At 72.5% G+C, this 22,603-nt stretch carries 24 protein-coding genes; 22 read left to right on the forward strand and 2 right to left on the reverse strand.

Annotated elements, in window-relative coordinates; all coding sequences use genetic code 11:
* Positions 1–3 precede the first annotated feature (3 nt).
* The 6 genes from JE024_RS21665 to JE024_RS21690 all read left to right on the forward strand — a co-directional run bounded on the left by JE024_RS21665 (position 4) and on the right by JE024_RS21690 (position 9,133).
* Positions 4–999, forward strand: coding sequence for a carbohydrate ABC transporter permease (locus tag JE024_RS21665; protein WP_205375181.1), 996 nt, complete (start codon positions 4–6; stop codon positions 997–999).
* Positions 996–1,847: a carbohydrate ABC transporter permease gene (locus tag JE024_RS21670; RefSeq protein WP_205375182.1), complete on the forward strand. Its 852-nt coding sequence runs from the start codon at positions 996–998 to the stop codon at positions 1,845–1,847. Before JE024_RS21665 ends, JE024_RS21670 begins: the two co-directional genes overlap by 4 nt.
* 4 nt (positions 1,848–1,851) lie before the next feature.
* On the forward strand, positions 1,852–3,540 hold the full coding sequence (locus tag JE024_RS21675) for a beta-N-acetylhexosaminidase (protein WP_205375183.1): 1,689 nt from the start codon (positions 1,852–1,854) through the stop codon (positions 3,538–3,540).
* A gap of 262 nt (positions 3,541–3,802) precedes the next feature.
* The gene (locus JE024_RS21680) at positions 3,803–4,699 is read left to right on the forward strand and encodes an FAD binding domain-containing protein (RefSeq protein WP_205375184.1); all 897 of its coding nucleotides are present in this window, start codon (positions 3,803–3,805) and stop codon (positions 4,697–4,699) included.
* A 700-nt stretch (positions 4,700–5,399) separates the two neighbouring features.
* Positions 5,400–6,812: a 2Fe-2S iron-sulfur cluster-binding protein gene (locus tag JE024_RS21685; protein ID WP_372449823.1), complete on the forward strand. Its 1,413-nt coding sequence runs from the start codon at positions 5,400–5,402 to the stop codon at positions 6,810–6,812.
* Positions 6,809–9,133: a xanthine dehydrogenase family protein molybdopterin-binding subunit gene (locus JE024_RS21690; RefSeq protein ID WP_205375185.1), complete on the forward strand. Its 2,325-nt coding sequence runs from the start codon at positions 6,809–6,811 to the stop codon at positions 9,131–9,133. The genes JE024_RS21685 and JE024_RS21690 overlap by 4 nt, the downstream gene beginning before the upstream one ends.
* Positions 9,134–9,402: 269 nt before the next feature.
* Here JE024_RS21690 and JE024_RS21695 read toward each other — a convergent pair whose 3' ends face one another.
* A complete protein-coding gene (locus tag JE024_RS21695) occupies positions 9,403–9,960 on the reverse strand; it encodes a P-loop nucleotide/nucleoside kinase family protein (protein WP_280521565.1) in 558 nt (185 codons plus the stop codon).
* Positions 9,957–10,715: a GntR family transcriptional regulator gene (locus JE024_RS21700; protein ID WP_205375186.1), complete on the reverse strand. Its 759-nt coding sequence runs from the start codon at positions 10,713–10,715 to the stop codon at positions 9,957–9,959. Before JE024_RS21700 ends, JE024_RS21695 begins: the two co-directional genes overlap by 4 nt.
* Before the next feature lie 402 nt (positions 10,716–11,117).
* Between JE024_RS21700 and kilB the strand changes: the two genes are divergently transcribed.
* The 16 genes from kilB to JE024_RS21780 all read left to right on the forward strand — a co-directional run bounded on the left by kilB (position 11,118) and on the right by JE024_RS21780 (position 22,568).
* The gene (kilB, locus tag JE024_RS21705) at positions 11,118–11,525 is read left to right on the forward strand and encodes a plasmid transfer protein KilB (protein WP_507232744.1); all 408 of its coding nucleotides are present in this window, start codon (positions 11,118–11,120) and stop codon (positions 11,523–11,525) included.
* 90 nt (positions 11,526–11,615) lie between these two features.
* Positions 11,616–11,879 carry a DUF6284 family protein gene (locus JE024_RS21710; protein WP_205375188.1) on the forward strand — a complete coding sequence of 88 codons (264 nt, stop codon included), beginning with the start codon at positions 11,616–11,618 and terminating at the stop codon, positions 11,877–11,879.
* Positions 11,876–12,211, forward strand: coding sequence for a hypothetical protein (locus JE024_RS21715; RefSeq protein WP_205375189.1), 336 nt, complete (start codon positions 11,876–11,878; stop codon positions 12,209–12,211). The genes JE024_RS21710 and JE024_RS21715 overlap by 4 nt, the downstream gene beginning before the upstream one ends.
* A complete protein-coding gene (locus JE024_RS21720; protein ID WP_244883024.1) occupies positions 12,208–12,669 on the forward strand; it encodes a Pycsar system effector family protein in 462 nt (153 codons plus the stop codon). The genes JE024_RS21715 and JE024_RS21720 overlap by 4 nt, the downstream gene beginning before the upstream one ends.
* Complete coding sequence (locus JE024_RS21725) at positions 12,666–13,517, forward strand: protein spdB (RefSeq protein WP_507232745.1); 852 nt, start codon at positions 12,666–12,668, stop codon at positions 13,515–13,517. The genes JE024_RS21720 and JE024_RS21725 overlap by 4 nt, the downstream gene beginning before the upstream one ends.
* On the forward strand, positions 13,517–13,864 hold the full coding sequence (locus tag JE024_RS21730) for an RRQRL motif-containing zinc-binding protein (protein ID WP_205376661.1): 348 nt from the start codon (positions 13,517–13,519) through the stop codon (positions 13,862–13,864). The genes JE024_RS21725 and JE024_RS21730 overlap by 1 nt, the downstream gene beginning before the upstream one ends.
* Entirely contained in the window at positions 13,848–14,237 is a 390-nt protein-coding gene (locus JE024_RS21735; RefSeq protein ID WP_205375190.1) for a DUF6251 family protein, read from the forward strand. The genes JE024_RS21730 and JE024_RS21735 overlap by 17 nt, the downstream gene beginning before the upstream one ends.
* A gap of 19 nt (positions 14,238–14,256) precedes the next feature.
* The gene (locus JE024_RS21740) at positions 14,257–14,448 is read left to right on the forward strand and encodes a hypothetical protein (RefSeq protein ID WP_205375191.1); all 192 of its coding nucleotides are present in this window, start codon (positions 14,257–14,259) and stop codon (positions 14,446–14,448) included.
* An 82-nt stretch (positions 14,449–14,530) separates the two neighbouring features.
* Entirely contained in the window at positions 14,531–14,767 is a 237-nt protein-coding gene (locus JE024_RS21745) for a hypothetical protein (protein WP_205375192.1), read from the forward strand.
* Positions 14,767–14,970 (forward strand): DUF6257 family protein, encoded by a 204-nt coding sequence (locus JE024_RS21750; protein ID WP_205375193.1) that lies wholly within the window; start codon positions 14,767–14,769, stop codon positions 14,968–14,970. Before JE024_RS21745 ends, JE024_RS21750 begins: the two co-directional genes overlap by 1 nt.
* 87 nt (positions 14,971–15,057) lie before the next feature.
* Complete coding sequence (locus JE024_RS21755; protein ID WP_205375194.1) at positions 15,058–17,196, forward strand: FtsK/SpoIIIE domain-containing protein; 2,139 nt, start codon at positions 15,058–15,060, stop codon at positions 17,194–17,196.
* A gap of 287 nt (positions 17,197–17,483) precedes the next feature.
* The gene (locus tag JE024_RS21760; RefSeq protein WP_205375195.1) at positions 17,484–18,212 is read left to right on the forward strand and encodes a DNA cytosine methyltransferase; all 729 of its coding nucleotides are present in this window, start codon (positions 17,484–17,486) and stop codon (positions 18,210–18,212) included.
* Positions 18,209–19,045, forward strand: coding sequence for a bifunctional DNA primase/polymerase (locus JE024_RS21765; protein ID WP_205375196.1), 837 nt, complete (start codon positions 18,209–18,211; stop codon positions 19,043–19,045). The genes JE024_RS21760 and JE024_RS21765 overlap by 4 nt, the downstream gene beginning before the upstream one ends.
* A 4-nt stretch (positions 19,046–19,049) precedes the next feature.
* On the forward strand, positions 19,050–20,525 hold the full coding sequence (locus JE024_RS21770) for an AICE element replication initiation protein (protein ID WP_205375197.1): 1,476 nt from the start codon (positions 19,050–19,052) through the stop codon (positions 20,523–20,525).
* A gap of 462 nt (positions 20,526–20,987) precedes the next feature.
* Complete coding sequence (locus JE024_RS21775; RefSeq protein WP_205375198.1) at positions 20,988–21,206, forward strand: excisionase family DNA-binding protein; 219 nt, start codon at positions 20,988–20,990, stop codon at positions 21,204–21,206.
* 81 nt (positions 21,207–21,287) lie between these two features.
* Positions 21,288–22,568: a tyrosine-type recombinase/integrase gene (locus tag JE024_RS21780; protein WP_205375199.1), complete on the forward strand. Its 1,281-nt coding sequence runs from the start codon at positions 21,288–21,290 to the stop codon at positions 22,566–22,568.
* Positions 22,569–22,603 lie beyond the last annotated feature (35 nt).

Consider the following 22,603-nt stretch of genomic DNA (forward strand, 5'->3'; position numbering starts at 1 on the left):
TCCATGGCGACGACCCCCGCGCACGACACCGTCCCGGGCACGGGCCGCCCCGGCGTCCCGGCCCCGCGGAAGGCCCCCGCGGCCCGTCCCGCGCCGGGCCGCGGCCGGCCCGGCCCGGGCCGGCGGCACGGCGCCTGGACCCCCTGGCTCTACCTGGCCCCCGCCCTGGTGGTGCTGGCCGCCCTGCTCGTCTACCCCATCTACCAGCTCGGGCTGATCTCGTTCCTGGAGTACACCCAGGCCCAGGTCAGCGGCGGCGAGCCGACCAGCTTCCAGGGGCTCGGCAACTACCGCGAGCTCTTCTCGGACGCCCAGTTCTGGCAGGTCCTGCTGGCGACCGTGGTCTTCGCGGCCGCCTGCGTCGTCACCACCCTGGCCGCCGGCTGCGCGCTGGCCGTCCTGCTCACCCGGATCAGGGCACTGCCCCGGCTCGTCCTGATGCTCGCCGCGCTGGGCGCGTGGGCGACACCCGCGATCACCGGCTCCACGGTGTGGGTCTTCCTCTTCGACCCCGATTTCGGACCGGTCAACAAAGTGCTGGGACTGGGCGACTTCTCCTGGACCTACGGGCGCTACAGCGCCTTCGCGCTGGTCCTCCTCGAAGTCGTGTGGTGCTCGTTCCCGTTCGTGATGGTGACCGTCTACGCGGGCATCAAGGCGATTCCCGGGGAAGTGCTGGAGGCGGCCTCGCTGGACGGCGCCTCGCAATGGCGCATCTGGCGTTCCGTCACGGCGCCGATGCTGCGGCCCATTCTCGTCGTGGTCACCATTCAGTCGATCATCTGGGACTTCAAGGTCTTCACGCAGATCTACGTCATGACGGGCGGCGGCGGCATCGCCGGCCAGAATCTCGTGCTCAACGTCTACGCCTACCAGAAGGCGTTCGCGTCCTCCGAGTACAGCCTGGGCTCGGCCATCGGCGTGGTCATGCTGCTCATTCTGCTCGCGGTCACCCTCGTGTATCTGCGACTGCTGCGACGCCAGGGAGAAGAGATATGAGCCTCGTCCCGAGCGGGCTGCGCATCCGCCGCCCCGGCCGTCTCGCCGCCGAGGCGACGGCCCTCGTCGTCGCCCTGGCCGTGGCCTTCCCGCTGTACTGGATGGTCCTCTCGGCCTTCAAGCCGGCCGGCGAGATCCAGTCCACCGACGCCCGGCCCTGGACCCTCTCCCCGTCGCTCGATTCGTTCCGGCGCGTCTTCGAACAGGAGGAATTCGGACGGTATTTCGTCAACTCGCTCGTCGTCGCGGTGAGCGTGGTGGTGGCCTCGTCGCTCATCGCCTTTCTGGCGGCCACCGCCGTGACGCGGTTCCGCTTCCGGCTGCGCACCACCCTGCTCATCATGTTCCTCGTCGCGCAGATGGTGCCCATCGAGGCGCTCACCATTCCGCTGTTCTTCCTGATGCGCGACTTCGGACAGCTCAACACCCTCGGCTCGCTGATCCTGCCGCACATCGCCTTCTCGCTGCCGTTCGCCATCTGGATGCTGCGCGGATTCGTGAAGGCGGTCCCCGAGGCGCTGGAGGAGGCCGCGTACATCGACGGCGCGAGCCGCACCCGCTTCCTGTGGCAGATCCTCTTCCCCCTGGTCTTCCCGGGGCTGGTGGCCACGAGCGTGTTCTCGTTCATCTCGACCTGGAACGACTTCCTCTTCGCCAAGTCGTTCATCATCAGCGACACCTCCCAGTCGACGCTGCCCATGGCGCTGCTGGTCTTCTTCAAGCCGGACGAGAACGACTGGGGAGGCATCATGGCGGGCTCCACCGTGATGACGGTCCCGGTGCTCGTCTTCTTCGTACTCGTACAGCGACGCCTGGTCTCCGGACTGGGCGGAGCAGTGAAGGACTGACGCGATGACCGACCACGGTCCCGACACCGACAACGACACCGACACCGGCACCGGCACACGGGCCGCCGTGCCCGCCCTCGTCCCCGCGCCCCGCCGCGCCGCCTGGGCGCCCGCCTCCGGCGGGGCGTTCGTCCTCGGCCCGCGCACCCGGATCGACGCGGGACCCGGCACCGAGCAGGCGGCGCGGTGGCTGCGGTCGTCCGTCGGCGCGGCCACCGGCCTGCCGCTCGCCCCCGGCGACAGCGAGGGCGGCGACCGCCTCGTGCTCGCCGTCGACCCGCACCTGCCCGCCGAGGGCTACCGGCTCGCCGTCGGCGAGGACGCCGTCCGCCTCGACGGCGGCAGCGCGGCGGGCGTCTTCTGGGGCGCGCAGACCCTGCGCCAGCTCCTCGGCGCCGAGGCGTTCCGCCGGGCCCCCGTACGGCCCGGGCACACATGGGCGCTGCCGCCGGGCACCGTGGAGGACGCGCCCCGCTTCGGCTGGCGCGGGCTGATGCTCGACGTGGCACGGCACTTCATGCCCAAGGACGACGTGCTGCGCCAGCTCGACCTGATGGCGGCCCACAAGCTCAACGTCCTCCACCTCCACCTCACCGACGACCAGGGCTGGCGCATCGAGATCCTGCGCCACCCGCGGCTGACCGAGGTCGGCGCCTGGCGCGCCCGCAGCAAGCACGGCCACCGGTTCTCCGAGCTCTGGGACGACACGCCCCACGGCGGCTGCTACACCCAGGACGACATCCGCGAGATCGTCGCCTACGCCGCCGAGCGGCACATCACCGTCGTCCCCGAGATCGACGTCCCGGGCCACTCCCAGGCGGCCATCGCCGCCTACCCCGAGCTGGGCAACACCGACGTCGTCGACACGGCCGCCCTGACGGTCTGGGACGACTGGGGCATCAACCCGAACGTCCTCGCCCCCACCGACCGCACCCTCCGCTTCTACGAGGGCGTGCTGGAGGAGGTGCTCGACCTCTTCCCGTCCCCGTTCGTGCACATCGGCGGCGACGAGTGCCCCAAGGACCAGTGGCGCGCGTCGCCCGCCGCCCAGGCCCGCATCGCCGAACTCGGCGTCGACGGCGAGGACGGTCTCCAGTCCTGGTTCATCCGGCACTTCGACGGCTGGCTGGCCGAGCGGGGCCGCCGGCTCATCGGCTGGGACGAGATCCTGGAGGGCGGCCTGGCGCCCGGCGCGGCCGTCTCCTCCTGGCGCGGCTACCGGGGCGGTGTCGCCGCCGCCGAGGCCGGCCACGACGTGGTCATGTGCCCCGAGCAGCAGGTGTACCTGGACCACCGGCAGGCGCCGGGCGACGACGAGCCGATCCCGATCGGCTACGTACGGACCCTGGAGGACGTCTACCGCTTCGAGCCCGTCCCGCCGTCCCTGTCGCCCGAGGCCGCCGCCCACGTCATCGGCACCCAGGCCAACGTCTGGACCGAGGTGATGCAGAACCGCTCGCGGGTGGACTACCAGGTGTATCCGCGTCTCGCGGCCTTCGCCGAGGTCGCCTGGTCCGAGCTTCCCCCGTCCCGGGACCGGGTGTTCGCCGACTTCGAGCGGCGGATGGAGAGCCACTACGCCCGCCTCGACGCCCTGGGCGTCGGCTACCGGCCGCCGGCCGGCCCCCGCCCCTGGCAGCGGCGCCCCGGGGTCGGCGGTCGCCCGATCGAGGGCACGCCCCCCGTGGTCTGAGTCCGCGCTGCGAGTCCCGGTCACGGCCCGGTCACCCGTTCCCGCCGCGCGCGGACCCGTTCCCCCGCGTGTTCCCGGGGTGTTCGCCACGTGCGCGAAACGGGTAATCGGGCCGTAAAGGATTCATGGGGTGAACACCCCTTCGCGGACCCTCTCGACGGACGGCCCGGAAGATGTGCCAGAGTTGCCACGTCCGGCATGTGAGCACGTACGGTACGGCCACACAGGCGGGATGGCCTGGACACCGGGAAGGGGCAACTGGGTGACCACGCACGCACCGCGGACGGGGCGGTCGGTGACGCTGCCGGACTCGCTCGACGAGGCCGTGGCGGCCCTCACCGCGATGCCCGCCGCCGTGCCCGTCGCCGGAGGCACCGACCTCATGGCCGCCGTCAACCGGGGCAGGCTCCGCCCCGCCGGCCTCGTCGGACTCGGCCGCATCAGCGAGATCCGCGGCTGGCGCTACCAGGACGGACACGCGCTCCTCGGCGCCGGACTCACCCACGCGCGCATGGGACGGCCCGACTTCGCGGCCCTCATCCCCGCGCTCGCGGCCTCCGCCCGCGCCGCCGGACCGCCCCAGATCCGCAACGCCGGCACCCTCGGCGGCAACATCGTCACCGCGGCGCCGACCGGCGACACCCTGCCCGTGCTGGCCGCCCTGGAGGCGGACCTCGTGATCGCGGGCCCCGAGGGCGCCCGCCGCGAGATCCCCGTCTCCCATCTGCTGGCCGGCCGCGAGATGCTCGGCCCCGCCGAACTCATCGCCTTCGTGCGGGTACCGCTGCTGCACGCGCCCCAGGTCTTCCTCAAGGCCACCGGCCGCACCGGCCCCGGACGCGCCACCGCCTCCGTCGCCGTGGTGCTCGACCCGGCGCGCCGCGGCGTGCGCTGCGCGGTCGGCGCCATCGCCCCGATGCCGCTGCGCCCGCTGGAGGCCGAGCGCTGGATCGCCTCCCTGATCGACTGGGACGGCGAACGCGGCCTGGCCGGCGAGGCGCTGGCCGCCTTCGGCGAGTACGTCGCCACGGCCTGCATCCCGGATCCGGCACCGGCGGCACCGGGCGAGGAGCAGCAGGTGCTGCCGCCCGCCGTACTGCATCTGCGGCGCACCGTCGCCGCGCTGGCCCGACGGGCACTGGGGAGGGCACTGTCATGAGCGACGAGGACCGGCGGCAGGGGAACCGCCCGCACGGGGAGGGTGCCGACGGCCGCGAGGCCGGCGAGGACCTGCGCCTCCCGGACGGCTTCGTCCGGGACCGGCGGGACGGCTCCGCGGAGCCCGGCCCCGGCGGACAGGGCACCGACGGCTACGGCCGGGACTGGACGGCGGAGTACGGCGGCGCGTACGAGGCCGACTACGGCCCCGAGTACGGCGGCTACGCCCAGGGCGGGCAGGACCAGCAGGGCTGGACGCGGGACTACCCGCAGGACGCCTCCCAGGGGTACGGCGAGAACTACGCGCACGAGTACGGCTCCTGGCAGCAGACCGCGCCCGGCTCCGACTACGACGGCGAGTCGACCACCTTCCTCCAGCTGCCGCCCGACGACGCCGCGGGCACGGCCCCGCTGGAGGCGCCGGGCCACGGCTACACACCGCCGATGATCCTTCCGCTGAAGCCGCTTCCCGGTGCTGCCGGCACGGACCCGGGCGCGCCGGGCGGCTGGTCCGCGCAGCCCGCACCGCCCGCACCGGGTGACGGCGCCGGTCAGGGCCGGACGCCGGACGCCGGGCAGCAGGGCGCGGAGGTGCGGTGGCCCGACGCGGGCGCCGGCGCCGGCGACCCGCACGCGACCGGGCAGTGGACCTTCCCGGAGGAGCCCGGCCCCGCGCCGGGCGCCGCCGAGATGACCGGCCAGTGGTCGGTCCCGATAGCGGACGGCGACCTGCCCGAGGAGTCGGGCGAGTACCTGCGCACCGCGCCGAGGGCGGCGGAGCCGGCGGCGTACCCGCAGGCGGCCACGCCGCCGGCGACGCTGCCCGGCGGCGCCCCCGCCCCCTGGACGACGCTGCCCGGCGGCGCGTCCGCCCCTGGGCGCCCGCCGCCCCCGAGGCCACGGGCCACGGCCCCGGGGCCGGCACGGACGGCTCCGGCGCCCCCGCGGAGTCCTACGGGACGGGCCCCGGCGACGCGTACCCCGCGGCCCCCGAGGGCCCCGAGGGCCCCGGCGAGCGGCTCGGCAGCGGAGCCGGCGACGGGGCGACGGCCCACGACGCCGGTCACACCCCGGCCGCGGGCGTGCCCGCCGCGGCCTTCGCCCCCCGGGAGCCCGAGGCCCCCGAAGCGTCCGAAGTCCCCGAGGCCCACGCCCCGGACGCCGCGGCGTACCCCGTCGCGGCCGGACACCCGGAGCCCGCGGACGGCGCCCCGGCGGCTCCCCGGGACCCCGCGCAGGCCCCGGACCCGGCCCACGCCCCGGACGCCCGGGACGCCGCGCACGGCCCCGAGTCCGGCCACGCCCCGGACGCCCAGGCGCCGACGCACGCCCCGGACGCCCCCCGGGCGGAGCCGGCCGCGGACGGCGACGGCGACGCTCCGGCAGGCGACGCGGCCCCGGTCCCCGAAGCCGGACCGTCCGCGGGCGCCCCGGACGAGGGCGCGGACACCGACGGCACGGGCCAGGACGCCGACGGCGTCCCCGCCGCCTCCGACGAGCACCCCGCCACCTCCTACGTGCTGCGGGTCAACGGCACCGACCGCCCGGTCACGGACGCCTGGATCGGCGAGTCGCTGCTCTACGTCCTGCGCGAGCGCCTCGGCCTGGCGGGCGCCAAGGACGGCTGCTCCCAGGGCGAGTGCGGCGCCTGCAACGTCCAGGTCGACGGCCGGCTGGTCGCCTCCTGCCTGGTCCCGGCGGCGACCACGGCCGGCAGCGAGGTCCGCACCGTCGAGGGCCTCGCCACCGACGGCGAACCGTCCGACGTGCAGCGGGCGCTGGCCGGCTGCGGCGCGGTGCAGTGCGGCTTCTGCATCCCCGGCATGGCCATGACCGTCCACGACCTGCTGGAGGGCAACCACGCCCCCACCGAGCTGGAGACCCGGCAGGCCCTGTGCGGCAACCTCTGCCGCTGCTCCGGCTACCAGGGCGTGCTGGCCGCCGTGCGCGAGGTCGCCGCCGGGCGTGCCGAACGCGCCGCGGCCGCAGCCGCCGGGACGGCCCCCGACGGCGGGTCCGCCGAACCGGGCCGGGACGAGGCACGGATCCCGCACCAGGCGCCCCCCGGCGCCGGTAGTGTGCAGGCCCACCCGCACGACGGAGGCATGGCGTGAGCAACGACGCGGCCACCACGGCGCCGGCGCCCCGGGCCGCCGACGCCCCGGGGCCGTCCCCGGAACCGCCCGCACACGGCCTCGGCGCCTCGCTGCCGCCGGCCGACACCCGGGCCAAGACCGAGGGCACCTTCCCCTACGCCTCCGACCTGTGGGCCGAGGGCCTGCTGTGGGCCGCCCTGCTGCGCTCGCCGCACCCCCACGCCCGGATCCTGTCCGTGGACACCTCGGCCGCGCGCCGGATGCCCGGGGTGCACGCCGTGATCACCCACGAGGACATCCCCGGGGACGGGGCGTACGGGCGGCGCATCGCCGACCGGCCCGTCTTCGCCTCGGAGATCGTCCGCCACCACGGCGAGGCGATCGCCGCGGTGGCCGCGGACCACCCCGACACGGCCCGGCTCGCCGCCGCCGCCGTCACCGTCGAGTACGAGATCCTCGACCCGGTCACCGACCCGGAGAAGGCGTTCGCCGCCGAACCGCTGCACCCCGACGGCAACCTCGTCCGCCACATCCCGCTGCGCTACGGCGACCCGGACGTCACCGGCGAGGTGATCGTCGAGGGCCTGTACCGCATCGGACGCCAGGACCCCGCCCCCATCGGCGCCGAGGCCGGCCTCGCCGTGCCCCGCCCCGACGGCGGCGTCGAGCTGTACCTCGCCTCCACCGACCCCCACACGGACCGCGCGCTCGCGGCCGCCTGCTTCGGGCTGGAGCAGGAGCGGGTCAAGGTCGTCGTCACCGGTGTCCCCGGCGCCACCGGCGACCGCGAGGACCCCGGCTTCCAGCTCGCCCTCGGGCTGCTGGCGCTGAAGACGGGCTGCCCGGTCAAGCTGACCGCCACCCGCGAGGAGTCCTTCCTCGGCCACGCCCACCGCCACCCCACGCTGCTGCGCTACCGCCACCACGCCGACGCCGAGGGCCACCTGGTCAAGGTGGAGGCCCAGCTGCTGCTGGACTCGGGCGCCTACGCCGACGCCTCGGCGGAGTCGCTCGCCGCGGCCGTCGCGTTCGCCTGCGGCCCCTACGTCGTGCCGCACGCCTTCATCGAGGGCTGGGCGGTGCGCACCAACAACCCGCCGTCCGGACACGTCCGCGGCGAGGGCGCCATGCAGGTCTGCGCCGCGTACGAGGCGCAGATGGACAAGCTCGCCGCCAAGCTCGGGGTCGACCCGGCCGAACTGCGGCTGCGCAACGTCCTCGCCACCGGCGACCTGCTGCCCACCGGCCAGACGGTGACCTGCCCCGCGCCCGTCGCCGAACTCCTGCGCGCCGTCCGGGACACCCCGCTGCCCTCGCTGCCCAAGGACACCCCCGAGGACGACTGGCTGCTCCCCGGCGGCCCCGAGGGAGCCGGCGAGCCGGGCGCGGTGCGCCGGGGCGTCGGCTACGCGCTCGGCATGGTCCACATGCTCGGCGCCGAGGGCACGGACGAGGTCTCCACGGCCACGGTCAAGGTCCACGACGGCGTCGCGACGGTCATCTGCGCCGCCGTGGAGACCGGTTCGGGCTTCTCCACGCTCGCCCGCCAGATCGTCCAGGAGACCCTGGGCATCGAGGACGTGCGGGTGGCCGCCGTCGACACCGACCAGCCCCCGGCCGGCCCGGCGGCCCACGGCCGCCACACCTGGGTCTCGGGCGGGGCCGTGGAGCGGGCGGCGAAGATGGTCCGCACCCAGCTCCTGGCGCCGCTGGCCCACCAGTTCGGCATGTCCACCGAGCTGCTCCAGATCACCGACGGCAAGATCACCTCCTACGACGGCGTGCTCTCCACGACCGTCGCCGAGGCCATGGAGGGCAAGGAGCTCTGGGCGACGGCCCAGTGCCGCCCCCACCCGACCGAGCCGCTCGACGAGTCCGGGCAGGGCGACGCCTTCGTCGGCCTCGCCTTCTGCGCGATCCGCGCCGTCGTCGACGTGGACATCGAGCTCGGCTCCGTCCGCGTCGTCGAGATGGCGGTCGCCCAGGACGTCGGCCGCGTCCTCAACCCGGCCCAGCTCGCGACCCGCATCGAGGCCGGCGTCACCCAGGGCATCGGCGCGGCCCTCACCGAGAACCTGCGCACCGCCCGCGGCCTGATCCGGCACCCCGACCTCACGGGCTACGCCCTGCCGACGTCGCTGGACGCCCCGGACATCCGGATCGTGAAGCTCGTCGAGGAACGCGACGTGGTCGCCCCCTTCGGCGCGAAGGCGGCGAGCGCGATCCCCGTCGTCACCGCCCCGGCCGCGGTCGCCTCCGCCGTCCGCGCCGCGACCGGCCGCCCGGTGAACCGCCTCCCGATCCGCCCCCAGGCGGCGGTGGCCTCCCCGAAGTCCTGACCTCCGCCCGGCCCCGGACGGGGGCCGGGCCGGACACGGCGAAGCGGCGGCCCCCGGAGGGACCGCCGCTCGTCGTGGAGGCCGTGGCGGGGATCGAACCCGCGTAACACGCTTTGCAGGTCTGCTGACCGCAGCCGCTCGGTCGTGCGGTGCGGTTCAGCTCCGTTCAATCGGGAGGCTCCGCCCGGCGCGTGAACCGCTGCGGACGCCCTTGAACGCGGCTGAATGAGACGGAAACTGAGACGCTGTCTGTTGGACTGACCTGTGCCTTAGCCCTCTCGGAGGTGTCCTGCACAGCTGTCCAGGGCGGCGACCACCGCCGCCGTGTCCCCGTCGTACAGGATGTGCGGCTCGTCGTCGCTGGGCGGAAAGAAGCGGGCGCGGTACCGCTGTAGATCGCTCTCTGAGAAGAAGATCGCGTTGGCGTCATTCGCGTGGAATTCGTTGCGTCTGCTGACCCTCGCCCACAGCTCTTCATGGCTGACCGCTAGATAGACGAGCACGGGTGTCGCTCCGGCGTCGACGACCACATCCCGCCACTTGCGACGTTCCTCCGGCGTCCAGAAGCCGTGGTCAACGACCACGTTCCGGCCTGCCTTCAGCTCATCACTCAACTGATGAGCGGTGTCCTCAAGGATCGGTCGTTCGAGGGTGGGGAAAGTGCCTCGCGGGAAGTCCACGCCGTAGACGCCGTGGCGTCGATACATCTCTTCGTCTGGGCACAGCCGCACGAATCCTTGCGCTGTGAGGGCCCGGGAAAGGGTGGTCTTACCTGACCCGGGCAGGCCGACCATCAGGACACAGAAGGGTGGGGAAGGTGTCGTCACGCAGACACCTCCGACTCCGTGCGCCACGTACGTCCGGGGCCGCCGAGGTCGACGCCGTACTCCACGGTGCTGCCCTCGTTGTCGACGAACGTTGCGGTCATCACGACCACGGGGTCTGCCGGCGTGTTGTCGGGTGCCAGCTCAAGGAGCTGAGCGAGCTCCGGCGTCAAGTGTCGGGCCGACGCCGTGTCGATGCGGTGACTGATCGGGTGGCCGGTCGCCTGGGCGATTAGCTGGAGCGAGGTGCCCCCTGTAAGCCTCTCGCTCTCCGCCAACTGGGGGATGAGCTTCCCGTACCGGCCAGGAATCCACGAAGTGCTGTGCGCCACGATGCCGTGGCGGTCACGGTAGACGCGGCTGCGTCGGATGACGTCAGAACCAGGTGGGATGTCCAGTGCCTGCGCTACGTCGGCGGGCGCGGGTACGACGGCCGCCTGGTGTGAATCGGACCTCTCACCATCGCCCCAGCTGGACCCGGTACGGCGGCCCCGGTCCTGTCGCTGAGATCCGGACGACATAGGGGCCGGGCGGTCGATCACCTCGGTTCCGATGCCGTGGATGCCGCGCACGAGTCCTTCATTGCGAAGCTTGCGCAGAGCCTTCTCCGCTGTGGCGGTGCTCACCTTCCACTCTTCGGCGAGGTTCTTGATGCTCGGCAGGAGTGCCCCCGGTTGCAGCTCGCCAGTGGCGATCAGCTCCGTGTAGTGGGCGGCAATCTTCGCGTACGGAGCCCGATTGTCAGCCTGACCTGCCATGTCGCTCACTCCCTGTCGTGACATCCCTTAGGTTCCCTAGCTTACTGCTTGACACCGCAGGGAACCCTAGGGAACCTTAGGGATGTGCCTGCCAGGCGGATCGAATGTCTGGCAGACATGCCGATCCAGCTATGCCTGTCGCCTGGAGAGCCCCGTGAAACGGGCCCGAAGGAAGCGCCAGTTCCTTGACAACTAAATGGGGATAACGCCGCCTCTCCTCGGCCAAGTAGGTGGCCACACGGGATCTCCCGTGTGACGTACAGCGCGATTCGACCTCTCCGCAGCCCGTGTGCTGCGGCCGGTTGCCTCCGCTGCTCGTCTCGTACGAGCAGCGCTGAGGGGAGCCGGATGTTCCGGATCTTCAGTGGAGGGGAGTGCCCTATGTGGGCGAGTGTGATCGCGGTGGCAGGGACCTTACTCGGGTCGGTCACCGCCTACCTGCTTCAGCAGCGTGGCAGCGAGCGGGCCGCGCTGCGGCGTGAGCGGCTCGCGGCCGTGACCGCGCTGACGTCGGCGCTGGCCGACCACCGCCGTGCGATGTGGGTCCGCGAGGACCTGCGCCTGTCCGGTGCGGACGCCGCCTCCTACGAGGCGGCCCGCGCCGAGAGCCATGCAACCCGGAGCGCGATCACCGCGCCCATGACCACCCTGGCTGTCCTGGCGCCCACCCTGCTCGGCTCCGCGCAGGGCGCGGCTTCCGCCGTCTACGCCCTGCGCGGCGCGGCGAGCACCGAGACGCTCGCCGCCGCCCGCACCGCCGCGATCGTCGCGTGCGACCACTTCGTCACCCACGCGGCCAACGCCGCCTGACCCACCCACCCCATGCACGGCGCGCGGCCCCGGTGCTGTAACACCGGGGCCGCTGTCGAGCCGTGAAACCTGCTAGGGAGACCACGACTCATGAAGCCCATCGTTGCACGTCAGACCGCCGTTACCGCCGCCGTCCCGGACGCCGGGCCGACGGCCGCTGAGCTGGACGCGATCGACCGGGAGATGCCGCTGATCCTGGCGGAGGTCGAGTTGCTGGACGCACAGATCACTACCCTGGACCGCGTCCCGAACGAGCTGGACACCCGCCGCATCCGCCGGGCCCGTAACCGGGTCCTCGCCGCCCGTCGGGAGCTGACCAACCGCACCGCCGGCACGGTCGGCGGTGCGGCATGAATGAGACCACCATGGTCCGGCTCGATGACCTGTCCGGGCCGCTGCGGGTGCTGCGGCTGCTCGCCGTCGACTTCGGTCACCTGCCCGCACCCGAACTACAGGTCTCGTCGATCGACCCCGACGGCCTGCGGCTGAGCTTCCACGACGACCTGAGCGCGTTCGAGCAGTGGCGGGCCGCGCTCGGCATCCCGGACGCGGCGGTGTCCTACGGCGAACAGTCGGCTGGCCGCACCCGTGTGCTGAAGGCGACCGTCGACTACGCGGGCGCTACCGTCGCGCTGATCGGCTTCTCCGGCATCCCCGCGGCTGCGATGGCCGGGGGTGCGCGGTGACACCGACTCTGTTGGAGAGCGGCCTCACCGCTGCGCATGCGGAGGTGAAGGCGGAGATCGCCCGGATCGACACGAAGGCGTCGCTGCTGCTGGCGTTCATCGGCGTCGTGCTGGCCGGTGCCGCGACCCTCGCCAAGGACGCCAACCCGTCGGTCCTCGCGATCGTGGTCGGGGCGGCCGGGGCGGGGGTGCTGCTGGTCTCGGTCGTTCTGCTGCTGCGGGCGGTGCGCCCGAACCTGAGCGGCCGTCCGGTGGCGGGGTTCCCGTTGTGGGCGACGCTCACCGGCGACCAGGTCCGCACCGTCCTGTCCGAGGACCGGCGAGGGCAGGACATCGCGAACCTGTCCCGCATCGCCGTCGCCAAGTTCCTCCGCTTGAAGCGGGCCGTCGACTGCATCTGTGCCGGCGGCGCCCTGCTCGTCCTCGCCATCCTGATCACCGCCGGGGGTGCCCTGTGAAGACCAAGCTTCCCGCCGTCTTGATGACGGCCGTTTCCATGGTGCTCACCCTCGCCGTGGTGGTGATGTGGCTGGGCGGCTCGATGCCGGTGCTGGTCGCCCTGGTGGTCGGTCTCGGGATCGACGGCGGCTGGCTCGCCACCCTCGCCTACGAACGCCGCCTCGCCGCCCAGGGCGACCACTCCGCCCCGGTCACCGCCGTGGGCTGGTTCTTCGGCCTGATCGCCACCGCCGTCCTGATCGCCCACGCAGCCGGGGAACAGTCGCCGGGCGCGTGGCTCGCCGTAGCCTGGCTCCCGCTCGCGGCGAAGGCCCTGTGGCTGGTGCACGGCCTGTGGGAGCGCACCGCGCTCACAGGGGCCGCGCTCCACTCGATTCAGGGCATCCAGCAAGAAGCCCGCGACGACGCGGCCGTGGCGCGGGCCCGGCTGCGGGCCGAAGCCGCGACCGAGGAGACGCGGCTGACGGCCGTGACGCAGGCGGGGGCACGCGTCGCACGCGTCCAGGCGAAGACCGCGCAGACCCTCTCCCGAGCATGGTCCACCCTCGAAACCACGCGGGCCGGGAAGGACACCGGTAGGGCGCTGACCTGCGTGACGAGCCGCGTCACACCCGACGTCACACCCACCTGGGAACTCCCCGTCTGGGGACCCGTCGAGCCGGTCCCGGTGCCCGCGCTGGAACCGGGACCGGCCCTGACGGATGCGGAGCTGGACCGGCTCGTCGACGACATCCGCACCAGCGAGACCCCGGCACTCTCCTACCGAGACATGGCCATCCGCTTCCGTTCCGCCGGGCACTCCGCCTCCGAAGTCCGTCTTCGGGCCGCGTGGAAGCGCGTCGCCTGATGGGCGCGCTGCCGGTGTTCCGGTGGCACCTCGCCCCGGACGGCCTGGCGACCCGCCGACAACTCCGCGCGCTCGGGCTCCGGCCCGGCGGGCAGGACGTCGTCGCCCAACTGGAGCGCCCCCGCAAGCGCCGGGGCCCGCTGGTCGCCTACCTCTACCGCATCGACCACGCCAAGCCCGTCCGCCCCATGACCCCACGCCGCTGGGCCGCGCTGGAACGGGCGAACGCCGCCCGCCGGCAGTGCCTCGACTGCGGGGCCGATGCGGGCTACGTCATCCCCGCCTCGCTCGGCACCTGCGTGCCCTGCGCCTACCCCGAAGGGACCAGCGATGGAATCGCTGCCTGACATCCCGCGCGTGGTGCAGCTCCCCGACGGCACCCACGCCTACCTCCCCGCCCACCCGGCACCGGCCGTGCCGCCCGCGACGTTCGCCGGGCCGCAGGTCGTGCACCAGCACATCCACCAGGCGCCGCCGGACCGCACCGTGCAGCGCCTCGCCCTCGGCACTGGCATCGGCGCCGGGACCATGGCGGCCGGGGTGTACTTCGGCCCGCTGCTGGTCGGCGTGCTGACCGCCATGGCCGCGAACCTCGCCCTGCTCGCGCTTCTCGCCGCCGTGTGCGCCTGGGGCGTCGTCACCGTCGTGAAGTCGGTCGGCGGGGCGGACGGCAAGGCGGCAGCGAAGACCGTGCGCAAGGCTCGTGGCCGTCGCCGCTGACCCGGAGGGAGCCCTGCTCATGACGTTCACGGCAGGTCAGCGGGTGCGGATCGTCGGGTGTGAGGACGACCCCCGCGCGGCCGGGCGCACCGGCCGGATCGTCGACGAGGTACCGCCCGGCGTGCTGACCGGCGGCCGGTGGACCGTGCACGGGGCCGGTCTGCTGATCGGCCCCGTGCTGTGCCACCCGCACGAGCTGCGGCCCGCCTGACGGTCGCCTGTCCCCACCCCGCCCTTCCTGGGCCGGGTGGGGGCAGGGAGCCGGACAGTCCGGCCCGGACGGGAGACACGAAGTGAACAGCCACGACTACCGCACCGAGGCCGAACGCCTGCTGAACCGGCGCAGGGTCACGCCGGCCGAGGTCGCGCAGGCCGATGTGTGGGCCCGCCTCGCGACCGCCGCCGCCATCACCGAAGCCGCACAGACCACCCCGGCCGCCCCGGCCGAGGACGCGGGCATGTTCGCCGACTACGAGGCCGCTGACCAGGCCGAGTACGCCCAGTTCATGGGCGAGACGGAGGGCGTGTGATGGCCAAGCGCTACGACGACGAACCTCGGATGACGGCCGCAGAGACGGCCGAAGTCGCTTACTACGTGGCGCGGATGGCCAAGCGGGGCATCGCGGGTGAGCACGTCTACCAGGGCGACCTGGAGCGCAAGGTCGAGCGCGTCATCGACCGCGCCCGCAAGCGCGAGGAACGCGACGCGAAGAGGAACAGCGCGGGCAAGTAGTTGTGCCCCGGGACGGCCGCACCCGGCCAAGGAATCCGGCCGTCCCGGGCCCCTGACCACCCAACTGAGCAGCAGGAGAGACCCAGCATGACGGAGAACGTCGTTCCCCTGTTCAAGAACCCCACCACCAGCACGGACGAGCCGCCGGCAGAAGCCGCGGCGCCGGTCCTGATCGTGGTCGACGAGCCGCCGATGGTGCGGCCGGTGCCGTTGTGGGTGCGCACCGGCCGCACCGCCCGCACGATCGCCACGCACGAGCGCACCCGGACGGCGGCCGGTGTCGTCGTCCGGCACGGCTCGTACGTCCTCGGCGGCACGCGGGTCGTGGCGAAGCGGGCGTGGGACGGCCGCACGGCGGCCCGGTACGAGCGGATGATCCGGGCGGCGGAGGCGGCCGGGAACTACGAGGCTGCCGCCGACTGGGAGGCCCGTGGCGCAGCGTTCCGCGCGGCCCGTCACAAGCGGCGCATGGATCTGATCACGTCGCCTGAGCGGTTGGCGAAGAACGCCGCCTACGGCACCGGCGGCACCATCGGCGGGCTGCTCCTGGTCGGCATCGCCCTGGCCATAGCGACCAAGGACCCTGCGGACGTGGTCACGCCGCTGATGGCGCTGGTCGACCTGATTCACTTCCTGGTCGTCTTCGTCACCGTCATGTGGGGCCCGCTCGTCGCGGTCGGCCCGTGGCTCGCCCTCGCGGGGGTGTGGGCCGTCGGCCGGCACCGGCAGGCCGCCCCGAACTGGGCCCTCCCGGCGACCGCGCGGAGCACGGATGGTGAGCCCATCACGCCGTCGATCGTGGTCAAGGCCCTGCGCGACCTCGGCATCGGACCGCTGCGGAACGCCATCAAGGAGATGGGCGACGCCGGAGCGTCGATGCTCGGACCGATCCGGATCGCCGGGTGCGGGGTCGAGGTCGACGTGACCCTGCCCTCCGGAGTGGCCACGAACGAGGTGCAGAACAAGCGCCGCAAGCTCGCCGAGAACCTGACCCGGCACGAGCACGAGGTGTTCATCACGATCCCCGAGGCGGCACGGACGGTGCGGCTGTGGATCGCCGACTCGGGGGCGCTGGACGAGCCGATCGGCCCGTCCCCGCTGGTCACCGACGAGACGCTGACCGCGAACTACAAGACCGGTCGGGCCCCATGGGGCCAGGATCTGCGCGGTGACGCCGCTGAGCTGAGCGTCTACCAGCGCCACCTGCTGGTCACGGGCCTGTCCAACCAGGGCAAGACGGCCGCCCTGCGGGCGCTCGCCCTGTGGCTGGCGCTGGACCGCACGGTGCAGTTCTGGATCGCCGACCTGAAGGGCATCGGCGACTGGGCCCCGTTCGACGGCATCGCGAAGGTCCTGATCGAAGGTCCCTCGGACAGCCACTGCATTCAGGCGACCGAGATGGTTGAGGACGCGGTCGAGGAGATGAACCGTCGGATCGAGGAGCGCCGGCAGAACCCGACCGTGGTGTTCGAGCCGCTGATCGTGGTGGTCGATGAGGCGCAGAAGGCGTTCATGTGCCCGGCCAAGGGCGAGGACGGCCGCCCCTACGGAGGAGCCAAGGCCACCTCCCGGTACTTCATGGCGGTGCGTGAGATCCACAACCAGGGCCGTGCGGTCGACGTGCTGATGTGGCAGGGCACGCAGGACCCCACCGACCAGAACCTTCCCAAGCTGGTCCGCGAGGGTGCCCACACCCGTGCTTCCCTCGTGGTCGGCACCGAATCGCAGGCAGAGATGGCGCTCGGAGCCAAGGCCGTCAACGCCGGCGCGGCCCCGCACCTGCTGCGCCAGGGACTGGACAAGGGCACCCTCGTGGTCGCCTCCGACGGCATCGCCATCCCCGCCGGCCAGTCCTCCATCACCGTGCGCACCCACTTCATCGACGACGAGCCGGCCGCCGAGATTGCCGCTCGGGCGAAGGCCCTGCGCGACGGAGTGGCCACCCTGCGCGCCATCGAGCGCACCGAGGAGCGTGACGCGCTCGCCGACGTGGCGGCCGTCATCGGCGACGCGGCGCGGCTGCGCACCGATGAGGTGCTGAAGCGGCTGCACGCGCTGGACACGGCCGTCTACCGCGAGTGGAACAACGGCCGCCTGAAGCGGCTGCTGGAGGAGCACGGCGAGGAGCCGAAGAAGTCCCACGGGGTCATGGTCGTGCGCCGCGACGACCTGGCCCGCGCGCTCGCCAACCGCGACGCAGATGGTTCCGCTTCCGCCTCCCTGTAGCGGGGAGCAACACCCGCCGCTGCCGGGGAGGCGGGGAGAACTCCCCAACAGCCTCCCCCAACCGCCTCCCCCACTCTGATCAGCGAAAACACCCCTTCGGGGAGGCGGGGAGGCACCGCAGGTCAGGACCCCGAAACCCCCTCCACAAGCCCCCGGCAAGGGGGTACTGCTCCCTCCCCGCTCCACCCGGAGCGCAGATTCCGCATACGCCGAGAGCGGCCCCCAATCCGTCCAAGAACCGGGGCCGCTCTCGTCTACCAGCATCCAGAGAACTGGAGACACCAAGGATGACCCAACCCACCACGATCCGGCGAGAGCACGGCCGCCGGCCGTTGCTGCTGGACCTGTTCTCCTGCGCCGGCGGCGCAGGCATGGGCTACCGGCGGGCCGGGTTCGACGTCGTCGGCGTCGACATCGTCCCCCGACCGAACTACCCCTTCACCTTCCACCAGGGCGACGCGCTCGCCTTCCTCACAGCCCTCATCACCTCCGGCAAGATCCGCTGCTTCGCAGCCGTGCACGCCTCGCCGCCGTGCCAGGCCGGATGCGCGCTCACCGTCGGCACCAACGCCTCACAGGGCTGGGGCGGCACCCACATCGACCTCGTCCCGCCCACCCGGGCGCTGCTGGAACAGACCGGTCTTCCGTATGTGATCGAGCAGCCGAACGGCCGCGCGGAAATCCGCAAAGACCTCTCCCTGTGCGGGGAGATGTTCTCGCTCGGGGTGCTGCGGCACCGCAACTTCGAACTCGGCGGCTGGACCATCGAGCAGCCCGCCCACCCCAAGCACCGGGGGCGTGTGCGCGGCTACCGGCACGGCCGCTTCTACGACGGCCCCTATGTCGCCGCGTACGGATCCGGCGGCGGGAAGGCCACCGTCCCGGAGATGCAGACCGCCATGGGCATCGGCTGGACCGACGTCCGCGAGGAACTGACCGAAGCCATCCCGCCCGCCTTCTCCGAGCACATCGGCCGCGCCCTGCACGCCACCCTCCGGACGGGGGTTGCGGCATGAGCGACCACCTGAACGTCGCGCTCGGGCTCGCCGCCCTGGGCGTGCCGGTCCTGCCGCTGCGGGCCGGGAAGGTCCCGTTCGGCAACTGCCCCGACTGCCGGGACAACGCCTGCGGCGGCCGGCCGAACATGAAGACCGCCGGGACCTGCGCGTGCCCGCGGCCGTGCCACGGCTGGGCCGCCGCCAACACCGACCCCGTCATCCTCGGGTCACGGGAGTGGGCGGCACCGTGGCGCACCGCGGGCGCCGTGGCCTACCACCCGGGCGGGGCCGGGCTCACCGTCGTCGACCTCGACGACACGGACGCCATCGGCTGGGCCCGCGCCGCGCTCCCGCCCACCCGCACCGTGGCCACGACACGGGGCGAGCACTGGATCTACCGGGGCGTGATGCGGTCCGTGAACGCGGTTCGGCCGGGCGTGGACATCAAGTCCACGATGTCCTACACCCGCTACCTCGGCCCCGGCACCGGCACCATGACCGCCCTCCCGGACACGGTGCGCGCGCTCGCCGAGCGGGCCCCCACGGTTCGGCCGGCCCCATCCGCCGCAGATCCGGCAGTGCCGGTCGGCGGCGGGGAGTGCCGCCACCGCTCCCCGGTCTTCCTGGAGCGCGGCGTCGCCATGGCGGAGCAGCGCATCACCGAGGCCCGAACAGCCATCCACGCGACCGTGTACCGGACGTTCCTCGCGGTGCTGTCCACGCATGGCCGGTGCGGCTGCCTGAGCGAGACGCACGTTGCCCGGCTGTTCACGGCCGCGCAGACCCGGGGCGAGAGCCTGCGGCACTGCACCGACGCGTGGACCAACGCCCGCACCGCACTGGGGATGTGAACTCGTGTCCGACGACGACAAGAACCCTGCACGGCAGATCATCACCGACTACGCGCAGACGCACTTCCGGTACTTCCGCACCGCCGACGGCACCGTCTACGCCCAGCGCAACGGCCACCCGGTGGCGCGACCGATCCGCTCGCAAGGCACCACGGGCAGCCACCGGCAGGAACTCATGGTCGGCCTGTTCCGTGACGGGCTCGGCGTGTTCAACGGAACCGCGCTCAAGGAAGCACTCGACCTCATTGAGGCCCTGGCGCTCACCGAGGAGACCCAGGCCGTGCACATCCGCGTTGCGCCCGGCTTCGACGGTGCCACCTGGCTCGACCTCGGTCGCACCGATGGACAGTCCGTGCGCATCCACCCCACCGGCTGGACCGTCACGGTGCCCGACCCGCGTGAGGTGTGCTGGCGGCGCACCCAGCTCACCGGCGAACTCCCCCTCCCCGTCAAGGACACCGACGGCAAGGGCATCGACCTGCTCTTGAGGCTGACGAACTTCGCCACGGCGGAGACCGAGTGCCTGGCTCTCGCCTGGCTGGTCGGCTGCCTGGGCCCGTCCGTCCCCGTCCCGGCCCCGTTCCTCACCGGCCCCCAGGGCGCGGGCAAGTCCACCGCCGGGCGGATGCTCGTGCGCATCATCGAAGGCATGAGCGGCGATCTGCGCCGCGCCCCGAAGGACGAGGAGAACCTGACGGCCGCCGTCGCCGCCGGATGGGTCACCGCCCTGGACAACCTCTCCCACATGACCCCCGACCTCTCCGACGCCATGTGCTGCATCGTCACCGGCGCCGAGAACGTCAAGCGCGCCCTGTTCACCGACGGCGACGTCTTCCGCGCCCGCTACCGCCGCCCCATGCTGCTCACCGGCATCGACGTCGGCGTCATCCGCCCCGACCTCGCCGAACGCCTCCTTCCCCTGCGGCTGGAACGCCCGACGGTGCGGCGCACCGAAGCGGAGCTGTGGACGGAGTACGAAGAGGTGCTGCCCGTCATCCTCGGCTCGCTGCTGGACCTGACGGTGCAGGTGCGGGCCGCCCAGGCAGACATCCCGACCGACCTCCGGATGGCCGACTTCGCCCACCTGTGCGCGCAGCTCGACACCGCGACCGGCTTCAGCTCCCTCGCCGCCTACCGGGCCAGCCTGGACGACCTCAACGACGACGTCATTGAAGGCGACCTGCTCGCGCAGACGGTGCTGAAGCACGCCGCCGGCATGACGCCCGGCGAAGAGACCCGCATGTCGTCCTCGGAATGGCTGTACGCCCTCACCGGCCTCTACAGCGGCGACGACTGCCGCGCCCTGCCCAAAGGCTGGCCCACGACGGGCAAGGTCCTCTCCGACCGGCTCAAGCGCCTCCAACCCACCCTCGCCGCCCGCAGCGTGGTCGTCGACTGGGGCCGCACCGGAGCCGCCCGCTACATCGCCATGACCCGCCCCGCAGCGCCGCCCGCACACCAGCAGGACCCGCTGCACTGACCGCGCCACCGCGGCGCTGCTTGGACAAGCAAGAAGAGCACCCGGCGCCACGCGGGGGAGGTGCTCCTCTTGTAGTTCGGCGGCTCGCCGCCGCCGATGGTCGCGCCGCGAAGCGGCTCCCCAATGCACTTCCGAAGCCGCACCGGCACCACTACAGACACCCCTCCCTCTTTTTCCTAAGTAGGAGAACCTGCGTCACCTGCGTCACCAGACGGCCCGAAACGGCCGGTGACCAGCCACAACGGCAGTGACGCAGAGCCCGAATCCTGCGTCATCCCGTGTCACCTGCGTCATGGGTGACGCACGCCCTGCGTCACCCATGACGCACCCGCACCCCGCTGCGTCACGACAAACCCGCAGGCCAGACGCGCGCAGTGACGCAGATGACGCAATGACGCAGAAATCCCAACCTCGGACACACACGCGCCCTGCCCGGCCCTGACGCCACGAGGAGTGCACCGGATGAACCCGTCCCACCCAGACCATGAGGACCCGACGCTGATCCTGCTCAAGGTGGAAGAGGCGGCCCGACGCCTTCGTATCGGCCGCACCACCTGCTTCGCGCTGATTCGCTCGGGAGCACTTGAGTCCCTGCTCATTGGTGGACTCCGGCGAGTCCCCGCTGATGCCCCGGCCGCGTACCTCGCTCGCCTTCGGGCCGAGCAGCAGCGCGCCGCCTGATCGCTGAGAACCGGGACGCCGCCTCATGGTGGGGCGGTGTCCTGGTCGTTTCCGCAATCCCCCGACCGAAGGAGTCCGCCCATGGCGGAAGAGCAGAAGCGCACCCGGCAGCCCAACGGCCGTAGCTCCATCTACCTGGGCAAGGATGGCAAATGGCACGGCCGCGTCACGGTTGGTGTCCGCGACGATGGCAGTCCCGACCGTCGCCATGTCGAGCGCAAGACCCGTACCGAGGTCGCCGCTGCTGTGCGGGAGCTGGAGAAGGCTCGCGACGCCAAGACCGTACGAAAGCCCGGCAGGGCGTGGACAGTCAGCACATGGCTGACGCACTGGATCGACCACGTTGCGCCCCTCGGCGTCAGCGATAACACGACGGCTGGATACGGCGTCGCCGTGCGAAAGCACCTGATCCCCGGGCTGGGTGCTCACCGGCTCGACAGGCTCAAGCCCGAGCACATTGAGGCCTTCTACGCGAAGATGCAGGCCAACGGCAGCAAGCCCGCAACCGCGCACCAGGCGCACCGCACTTTGCGTACGGCCCTCAACGAGGCTGTCCGCCGCGGTCACCTCGGACAGAACCCTGTGCGGCTCGCCAAGGCGCCGAAGTCGGGCGAGTACGAAGTGGAGCCGTACAACATTCGTGAGGTTCAGCGGTTGCTCAAAGCAGCTGACCAGCATCGCAATTCGGCACGCTGGGCGGTCGCCCTGGCTCTCGGCCTGCGTCAGGGGGAGGCGCTCGGGCTGGTGTGGGAAGACGTGGACCTTGAGGGTGGCTTCCTGGTGGTGCGACGGAGTCGTAACCGGCCCAAGTACAGCCATGGATGCGCGCAGCCGTGCGGACGCAAGGGGGCTGGCTACTGCCCGGACCGGCGTCGCACGAACGCGGAGTCGTCCAAGACGAAGTCGCGCGCAGGCCGGCGTGCCGTCGGGTTGCCCGCGCAACTTGTCGACCTGCTCCGCTCACACCTCAATGCTCAGCAGGAAGAGAGGAGGACAGCGGGAGACCGGTGGGTGGACGGCGGGCTCGTCTTTCCGGACGAGTGCGGCCGGAGCCCGTCTCACCGGCGGGACTGGTCGGAGTGGAAGGCTCTCCTTGCAGAAGCGCAGGTGCGGGACGGGCGGTTGCATGACGCCCGCCATACTGCGGCCACGGTCCTGCTCATCCTGGGAGTTCCCGAGCGTGCCGTGATGGGGCTCATGGGCTGGTCCACCACAGCCATGGCCGCCCGCTATCAGCACATGGTGGACGCCGTGCGGACGGACATTGCGAGGCAGGTGGACGGCCTGATCTGGCGCCCCGAGGCAGAGCGGCCGCACGATGGGGACGGTGGTGCGGCGGACGAACCCGCGCAAGCCAACTGAGACGGGAACTGAGACGGAAGACGAGAAGGGCGGCA

It is taken from the genome of Streptomyces zhihengii, assembly GCF_016919245.1.
Classification (GTDB): Bacteria; Actinomycetota; Actinomycetes; order Streptomycetales; family Streptomycetaceae; genus Streptomyces; species Streptomyces zhihengii.

What these genes read in the sequence shown, in the direction of transcription:
- JE024_RS21765 (WP_205375196.1), top strand. Translation starts at nt 18,209, where the DNA reads ATGAGCGACCACCTGAACGTCGCGCTCGGGCTCGCCGCCCTGGGCGTG.
- JE024_RS21675 (WP_205375183.1), top strand. Translation starts at nt 1,852, where the DNA reads ATGACCGACCACGGTCCCGACACCGACAACGACACCGACACCGGCACC.
- JE024_RS21775 (WP_205375198.1), top strand. Translation starts at nt 20,988, where the DNA reads ATGAACCCGTCCCACCCAGACCATGAGGACCCGACGCTGATCCTGCTC.
- JE024_RS21735 (WP_205375190.1), top strand. Translation starts at nt 13,848, where the DNA reads ATGGAATCGCTGCCTGACATCCCGCGCGTGGTGCAGCTCCCCGACGGC.
- JE024_RS21740 (WP_205375191.1), top strand. Translation starts at nt 14,257, where the DNA reads ATGACGTTCACGGCAGGTCAGCGGGTGCGGATCGTCGGGTGTGAGGAC.
- JE024_RS21715 (WP_205375189.1), top strand. Translation starts at nt 11,876, where the DNA reads ATGAATGAGACCACCATGGTCCGGCTCGATGACCTGTCCGGGCCGCTG.
- JE024_RS21730 (WP_205376661.1), top strand. Translation starts at nt 13,517, where the DNA reads ATGGGCGCGCTGCCGGTGTTCCGGTGGCACCTCGCCCCGGACGGCCTG.
- JE024_RS21665 (WP_205375181.1), top strand. Translation starts at nt 4, where the DNA reads ATGGCGACGACCCCCGCGCACGACACCGTCCCGGGCACGGGCCGCCCC.
- JE024_RS21780 (WP_205375199.1), top strand. Translation starts at nt 21,288, where the DNA reads ATGGCGGAAGAGCAGAAGCGCACCCGGCAGCCCAACGGCCGTAGCTCC.
- JE024_RS21750 (WP_205375193.1), top strand. Translation starts at nt 14,767, where the DNA reads ATGGCCAAGCGCTACGACGACGAACCTCGGATGACGGCCGCAGAGACG.
- JE024_RS21700 (WP_205375186.1), bottom strand. Translation starts at nt 10,715, where the DNA reads ATGGCAGGTCAGGCTGACAATCGGGCTCCGTACGCGAAGATTGCCGCC.
- JE024_RS21710 (WP_205375188.1), top strand. Translation starts at nt 11,616, where the DNA reads ATGAAGCCCATCGTTGCACGTCAGACCGCCGTTACCGCCGCCGTCCCG.
- JE024_RS21755 (WP_205375194.1), top strand. Translation starts at nt 15,058, where the DNA reads ATGACGGAGAACGTCGTTCCCCTGTTCAAGAACCCCACCACCAGCACG.
- JE024_RS21760 (WP_205375195.1), top strand. Translation starts at nt 17,484, where the DNA reads ATGACCCAACCCACCACGATCCGGCGAGAGCACGGCCGCCGGCCGTTG.
- JE024_RS21670 (WP_205375182.1), top strand. Translation starts at nt 996, where the DNA reads ATGAGCCTCGTCCCGAGCGGGCTGCGCATCCGCCGCCCCGGCCGTCTC.